The 6595-nt window shown below is 70.5% G+C and carries 6 protein-coding genes and 1 pseudogene; 4 read left to right on the top strand and 3 right to left on the bottom strand.

Annotated features, from left to right (window positions below; all coding sequences use genetic code 11):
• Positions 1-263: pseudogene (locus HUV06_RS13820) on the bottom strand (cobaltochelatase subunit CobT); the annotation flags it as partial.
• Between the two features lie 101 nt (positions 264-364).
• Here HUV06_RS13820 and HUV06_RS16690 point away from each other — a divergent pair.
• The gene (locus HUV06_RS16690) at positions 365-730 is read left to right on the top strand and encodes a CsbD family protein (protein WP_174301836.1); all 366 of its coding nucleotides are present in this window, start codon (positions 365-367) and stop codon (positions 728-730) included.
• A gap of 76 nt (positions 731-806) precedes the next feature.
• Positions 807-1553 carry a TVP38/TMEM64 family protein gene (locus tag HUV06_RS13830; RefSeq protein ID WP_174301837.1) on the top strand — a complete coding sequence of 249 codons (747 nt, stop codon included), beginning with the start codon at positions 807-809 and terminating at the stop codon, positions 1551-1553.
• On the opposite strand, the gene HUV06_RS13835 is transcribed toward HUV06_RS13830, so the two are convergent.
• Both HUV06_RS13835 and HUV06_RS13840 read right to left on the bottom strand, forming a co-directional pair.
• Positions 1542-3317: a glycosyltransferase family 39 protein gene (locus HUV06_RS13835; protein WP_217433883.1), complete on the bottom strand. Its 1776-nt coding sequence runs from the start codon at positions 3315-3317 to the stop codon at positions 1542-1544. The genes HUV06_RS13830 and HUV06_RS13835 overlap by 12 nt on opposite strands.
• Entirely contained in the window at positions 3314-4057 is a 744-nt protein-coding gene (locus tag HUV06_RS13840; protein WP_174301838.1) for a glycosyltransferase family 2 protein, read from the bottom strand. The genes HUV06_RS13835 and HUV06_RS13840 overlap by 4 nt, the downstream gene beginning before the upstream one ends.
• Before the next feature lie 336 nt (positions 4058-4393).
• Here HUV06_RS13840 and HUV06_RS13845 point away from each other — a divergent pair, with 336 nt between their 5' ends.
• Both HUV06_RS13845 and mreC read left to right on the top strand, forming a co-directional pair.
• A complete protein-coding gene (locus HUV06_RS13845; RefSeq protein WP_174301839.1) occupies positions 4394-5437 on the top strand; it encodes a rod shape-determining protein in 1044 nt (347 codons plus the stop codon).
• Between the two features lie 188 nt (positions 5438-5625).
• On the top strand, positions 5626-6595 hold a 970-nt coding region (gene mreC, locus HUV06_RS13850; protein ID WP_174301840.1), incomplete at its 3' end, for a rod shape-determining protein MreC.

A 6595-nucleotide genomic window follows, 5' to 3' on the forward strand; every position in this document is an offset into this window, starting at 1 on the left:
TCAGCCGGGCGGGCGCGGGCATGGCCAGCCTCGTCATGATGGGCGAGGCGGAGCGCGAAACGGTCGGCGATCCCGCGGATGCGGGCGGCCTCGCGCCCGTTCAGGTCGCGCGGCGGGTGCGGCAGGGTCGCCCGCCGGCCGACCAGCGACGGCCCCTCGCCGGAATAGACGATCTCAAGGTCGGGCGCCTCGGCCAGCGAGCGGGCGGCGTGGGCCAGGGCGCGCTTGAACGGCTCGGTGGGGGCTTCGGGCTTGGCGGCCATGGGGACCTAGATAGCGGGCTCGGGCAGGCTGGGTAAGCGGAACCTCTCGCCAAGCTTCGCCGTTCCGTTCGCCGTAACGGTTTGGCCGAAAGGAACATACCATGAGCGACAACCGTATCGAGGGCGCCGGCGACAAGGTGGCGGGCTCCGTGAAGGAAGGTCTCGGCAAGCTGACTGGCGACGCCAAGCTGCAGGCGGAGGGCGTGGCCCAGAAGGCCGGCGGCTCGGTCCAGAACGCGGCCGGCAGGGTCCAGGACCGCGCGGCCTCGGAGCCTCAGGGCGGCATCGACCACGACCGCGTCGAAGGCTCGGGCAAGAAGTTCGGCGGTTCGGTCAAGGAAGGCCTCGGCAATCTTACCGGTGACGAGAAGCTGAAGGCCGAAGGTCACGCCGACAAGGCCGCCGGCGGCCTGCAGAACGCCTTTGGCGGCGCCAAGGACGCGGTGCGCGACGCGTTCAGGAAGTAGCGGGTCTTCCTCTCCCTTGCGGGAGAGGGCCTACCGCGGTGGAGCCCATGGGCCTTCACCGCTATAAGCCCGCGCCGTGATACGGCTTTGGGCGTTCTTCACCAATCTGGACGCCCGCGCCTGGCGGGCGGTGGCGGTCTCTTTCCTCCTGTTCGGGGGCGTGGGGACCGTCTTCGTGTTCGGCGCCTCTTTGGTCGGCTTGAAAGGCGCGGCGGCGGTCCAGACCTGGATGGGCGCCGGCGTGCACGGTCCCTGGGCGCTGCCGGCGGCGGTGCTGGGATTCACGGTCCTGGCCTTCCTGGGCGTGCCGCAGTTCATGCTCATCGCTGCTGCTGTGGTGGCGTTCGGCCCCTGGGTGGGCTTCGCTTACAGCTGGGTCGGCAATCTCGTCTCCTCGACCCTGGGGTTCTATGTGGGCCGCAGGATCGGGGCGCGGGTGTTGCGCGCTCATGCTGGGAAGGGCGTCAACGACTTCGTGGACATGATCGCCCGCAACGGCTTCTGGGCCAGCCTGGTGGTGCGCCTGGTGCCCTCGGCGCCCTTCGTGGTGGTCAATATGGCCGCGGGCGTGACGCCCATGGCCGTTTCGCAGTTCCTGGCCGGCACCGCGCTCGGCAGCCTCCCCAAGATCGCGCTCGTGGCCTATGCGGGCAACTCGGCCATCCATGCCCTGAACGGCGGCGGCCCCAGTCGCTGGATCAAGCTCGCAGCCATCGCCGCCCTCTGGATCGGCATGGCCCTGCTGGCCCAGGTCTGGCTGAAGCGCGAGGAGGCGAAGCGGCAGGCGGCGCCAGCCGCATCAGCCGACCTTCTATCCTTCTGAGGGAAAACTATCCTTCTGAGGGAAAACCGGAGGGAGGGGGGGGGTTTTCGGTGCAGCTTGGAAAGGCTGCGGATGACCCGGCGCGCCGCCAGCCTCAGCGGCGGTGAACAGCAGCAGCCTGAGCCGCTCTCCGGTGGAATAGCTCACCCCGTCCACCTCGCCGCGGACCTTCAGCGCGACGCCGTCGGCGTCGGCCTGGGCAGTGAATACCGGCAGCTGTCGCGCGCTGACTGCGGCCATGGCGCAGGCCCGGTTCGAGGCGATCAGGTCGGCCGCCGACCTGGCGTCGACCAGGCGCGTCTCACCCTGCTCCAAGAACACCAGGCTCGGTTCGGCGAAGCGGGTGGAGGCCAGCACGCTGGTGGGACAGGGCCGCACCCGACCGGCGAGCGCGGCCAGCCGCGGCCCGATCCAGATCGTCTGCAGCCCCGGCAGCACATGGGCGTAGAGGCCCGCATAGATCACCGCCGCACCCACGATGGCCGCTCCCGAGGCCGCTCCGCCTGCGCCGCGCCTGACCAGCACCAGGGTCGCGATGCAGGCCCCGAAGGCGACCATGCCGAACCCTATGGCGACGGGATCGAGGTGGTGAGCGTAGCGCCAGACCAGCGCGGCGCCCGCCGAGGCGAGGGCGCCCGAGATGACCAGCCACAACGCCCCATAGGTCACCGCGGCGGCCCGGCCGAACGCCCCGGCCCGCCACCCGTCGGCGGATGTGGCGGCGCCGCACGCCAGGCAGGCCAGCGCCGGATAGAGCGGCAGCACGTAGTGGGGCAGCTTGGTGCCGATTGCCTCGTACATCAGCCAGGTAGGCAGGACCCAGCACAGCAGGAAGCGCACCTGCCGCTTCGTCCGCATACGCCAGGTCCACGGCGTCGCCAGAGCGGTCGCCAGGGCGCCCGGCCAAAAGGTCAGGTTGGCCAGCACCAGGTAGTAGCCGGGAGGCTGGCCGTGGTGCTGTTCGCCGCGCCCGACCTTGCCGAGCAGGTTCTGGCGCACCGCCTTGTCGAAGAAGGCGCCGTGGGTCTTGATCCCGATGGCGACGAACCAGGGCGCCGCGATCGCCAGCATCAGCAGACCGCCCCAGCCCGCATGCAGCCGTTTCAGCCAGGCCGCCCGGCGCTCGATCAGCACCAGGCCCAGCGCCGTCGTCCCGCTGACGATCAGCACGATGGGCCCTTTCAGCAGAAGACCGACGGCCAGAGCTGTCCAGAAGGCGGCGGCGTTCAGGCGTCCCGCGCCTCGCACCTGGCCAAGATAGGCCTTCAGCAGCGCCCCCTGCGCCGCCACGACCGAGGCGAGCAGACAGGCGTCGATCTTCGCCATGCGGGACTCGAAGCTGAGCAGCGCACACCCCGCCAGCAGCAGTCCCGCGCCGACGCCGGCGCGCCGCCCGAACAGCATCGCGCCCAGCCTCGCCGTCAGCAGCACGGCGAGCAGAGCGGCGATCAGCGACGGCAGGCGGTAGGCCCACACCGGCGCGCGCGCACCGCCAAACAGGGAGGCCGAGGCCGCCTCCAGCCAGTAGACGCCAACCGGCTGCAGGTTGCGCGGCTTGTCCTGGAAACGGATGTCGATGAAGTCGTGGCTGACCAGCATCTGGCGCGTGGCCTGCAGGTAGCGGGCCTCGTCCCGATCCACCGGCGGCAGCCTCGCGCGGCCGGGCAGGAACAGGGCCAGCGCCACCAGCGCCAGCATCAAATAAGTCTTCCAGCCGATCTGCTCCGGCCCTGAGGCGGCGTGCGCCTCGACCGCCGCGCTCAAGCGCCGCCCGTCCGCTTGGGCGGATGGGTGCGCCGGGTCAGCCAGATCACGCCCAGCAGGTCCACGACCCCCACCAGGGCGCGGCCCAGGTTAGTGTACTTGGACACGCCCGCCGTGCGCGCCCGATGGCGCACCTCGCGGTTGATAAGCGGATGGCCATAGCGGGCGAACAGGGCGGGCAGGAAGCGGTGCATGCCCTCGAACACCGGCAGCAGCAGGAAGTCCTCGCGCCGGAACACCTTCAGCCCGCAGCCGGTGTCGGGGCAGTGGTCCTGCAGCACCGCCTGGCGGAAGCCATTGGCGATGCGGGTGGCCACCAGGCGCGAGCGCGGATCGTTGCGGCGTACCCGCACCCCGGCCACCAGGGGCGCCGCGCCGGCTGCGGCCCAGGCGGCGCGGAGCATCTCCACCACGTCCTGCGGATCGTTCTGGCCGTCGCCGTCCAGGGTGGCGATCCAGTCAGCCCGGGCGGCGAGCACGCCGGTGCGCACCGCCTGGGACTTGCCGCAGCGCCGGTCGTGGCGCACCAGTCGCACGCGTGGGTCTGCGGCCGCCAAGCGTTTCAGGATGTCCGGAGTGGGGTCCGTGCTGCCGTCGTCGACGAAGACGATCTCGAAAGGACCGAGCGGCTCGAGGGCGGCGAGGGTCTCCGCGGTGACCGCCTCAACGTTCTCGGCCTCGTCGAGCACGGCGATGACCACCGACGCCCGCGGGGTATCCTCCGCCGACTGGACCTGCATGACGTCTTTGTTCGTCCGCTAGCTCAGGCCCGCGCCCCCGCCGGGGCGGCGGGCCTGTGACCAAGGCTGCGGGATAGGCCGCCTCCAGGGCGCCCACAAGCATTTAGCAACTGCGAGACGCCGAGGTGTCCTGCCGGGCATCTCGGGTGCGCCGCTGACGCAATGCCGCAGTCAGCCGATCTTGACCTTGAATTGACCGGGCCGCCGGGGCAAACGGGCGCGTCCCATGACAGGCGGACTGGCGTATAGGGCTGCGGGGGTTTACGCGCCGGGTCCACCAAGGGTCATGGAGCGACGACGACGCCCGCAGGTCCCCTGCCCCGCACAAGGCCATCCATGTTCGCCTCCCTCTTCGGCCTGATCTCCAACGACATCGCCATCGACCTCGGCACCGCCAACACCCTGATCTACATGAAGGGCAAGGGCATCGTGCTGAACGAGCCCTCGGTGGTGGCGCTGCGCAACGTCGGCGGCCGCAAGATCGTCCACGCCGTGGGCATCGAGGCCAAGCAGATGCTGGGCCGCACCCCTGGTCACATGGAGGCCATCCGCCCCATGCGCGACGGGGTCATCGCCGACTTCGAGGTCGCCGAAGAGATGATCAAGCACTTCATCCGCAAGGTTCACAACCGCAAGGGCTTCGTGAACCCCAAGGTGATCGTGTGCGTGCCCTCGGGCGCCACCGCGGTGGAGCGGCGCGCCATCAACGACAGCTGCCTGAACGCCTCGGCCCGCCGAGTGGGACTGATCGACGAGCCGATGGCGGCCGCGATCGGCGCGGGCCTGCCGATCCACGAACCCACAGGCTCCATGGTGGTCGACATCGGCGGCGGAACCACCGAGGTCGCGGTGCTGAGCCTCTCCGGCATCGTCTATTCCCGCTCGGTGCGGGTGGGCGGGGACAAGATGGACGAGGCCATCATCTCCTACATGCGCCGCAACCATAACATGCTGATCGGCGAGACCACCGCCGAGCGCATCAAGAAGGAGATCGGCGTCGCCCGTGCGCCCGAGCATGGCGAAGGCCTGGCCATCGAGGTGAAGGGCCGCGACCTGATGCAGGGCGTGCCCCGCGAGGTCCGCGTCACCGAGAAGGGCGCGGCCGAGGCCCTGTTCGAGCCCGCCTCCCAGATCGTGGAGGCGGTGAAGGTGGCGCTGGAGAGCACGCCCCCTGAACTGGCCGCCGACATCGCCGACAAAGGCATCATGCTGACCGGCGGCGGCGCCCTGCTGCGCGGCCTCGACACCGAGATCACCAACGCCACCGGCTTGCCGGTGACGGTGGCGGACGACCCGCTGTCCTGCGTGGCGCTGGGCTGCGGAAAGGTGCTGGAGCATCCCAAGTGGATGAAGGGCGTGCTGGACGCCAGCCTGGCCTAGAGCCGCCTGTCATCCCCATCGCAAGATGGCGGAGTGCGGCCGAAGGCCGGGATGGGCCGACCGGGTCGGCCGGTCGGAAGCCACAGCGAAGCCGCTTCCGCGCTCCGCGCGGCCCCTCGTCGGCTTCGCCACCACCTCCCCATCTGCGATAGGGAGGATGAGTTCAGGCCCGCTAGGATTTGCAACCCATGGCCTTCCGCGACGGACCCTTCACCGACCTCAAGCTGCCCCTGGCCTGGGCCGCGGGCGCCGCGACCCTCGTGGCCGTGCTGGTCGCCGTGGTGTTGTTGCTGGCCGGCAGACGGCAGGCCGTCGCCGCCACCACCTACGTCCCGGCGCGCAACGCGGTCGCCATGGCTGCGGCGCCGGTCGGCGGCGTGCTGGAGACGCCAGTGCGCTGGGCCGGGGCGACGGTGGACTATGTGGAGGGCTACTTCTTCGCCGTCTCCGAGAACCGGAGGCTCAGGCGCCAGACAGCCGAGCTGGAGGGTTACCGCGACGCCTTCATCGCCCTGAAGAACGTCAACGACCGCTATGAGGCCCTGCTGAAGCTCAAGACCGAACCGCCGGTGCCCATGGTCACCGGCCGCACCATCATCGACACTCGCGGTCCCTTCTCCAACGCGCGCCTGATCGACACCGGCTCGGCCTCCGGCGTGCAGGTCGGCGATCCGGCCATGAGCGAACACGGGGTGGTGGGCCGGATCGTGGGCGTTACCCGCGGAGTCAGCCGGCTGCTGATGGTCACCGACGTGGACAGCCGCACGCCCGTGCTGGTGGACCGCAGCAACGGCCGCGCCATCCTGACCGGCGACGGCAGCGCCTATCCGCGCATGGAGTACGTCCGCGGCCGCGATCCGGTGAAGCTCGGCGACGTCATCCTGACCTCCGGCGATGGCGGCGTCTTCCCGCGCGGCCTGCCGGTCGGTGTCGCGGTCAAGGACCTGAAGGGCGGCTGGCGGGTGCGGCTGTATTCCGATCAGACGCCTATAGACTTCGTGCGCGTGCTGCTGTTCCAGGCCTTCAGCCAGAACGCCGACGCCAAGTCGCTCACCGGCGGAGAAGCCGCCCCGCCGCCGCTTACCCCCACCGAGGCCGCCGACCGAGCCGCCGCCCTGCAGCGCGCCGCCCCGCCGCCGAAACCTGCGCCGCCGCAGC

Source organism: Caulobacter sp. S45, from assembly GCF_903642205.1.
Classification (GTDB): domain Bacteria; phylum Pseudomonadota; class Alphaproteobacteria; order Caulobacterales; family Caulobacteraceae; genus CAHJWH01.

Bases quoted from the DNA above. Each gene is read 5' to 3' on its own strand.
- HUV06_RS13840 (WP_174301838.1), bottom strand. From the start codon at position 4,057: ATGCAGGTCCAGTCGGCGGAGGATACCCCGCGGGCGTCGGTGGTCATC.
- HUV06_RS13845 (WP_174301839.1), top strand. From the start codon at position 4,394: ATGTTCGCCTCCCTCTTCGGCCTGATCTCCAACGACATCGCCATCGAC.
- HUV06_RS16690 (WP_174301836.1), top strand. From the start codon at position 365: ATGAGCGACAACCGTATCGAGGGCGCCGGCGACAAGGTGGCGGGCTCC.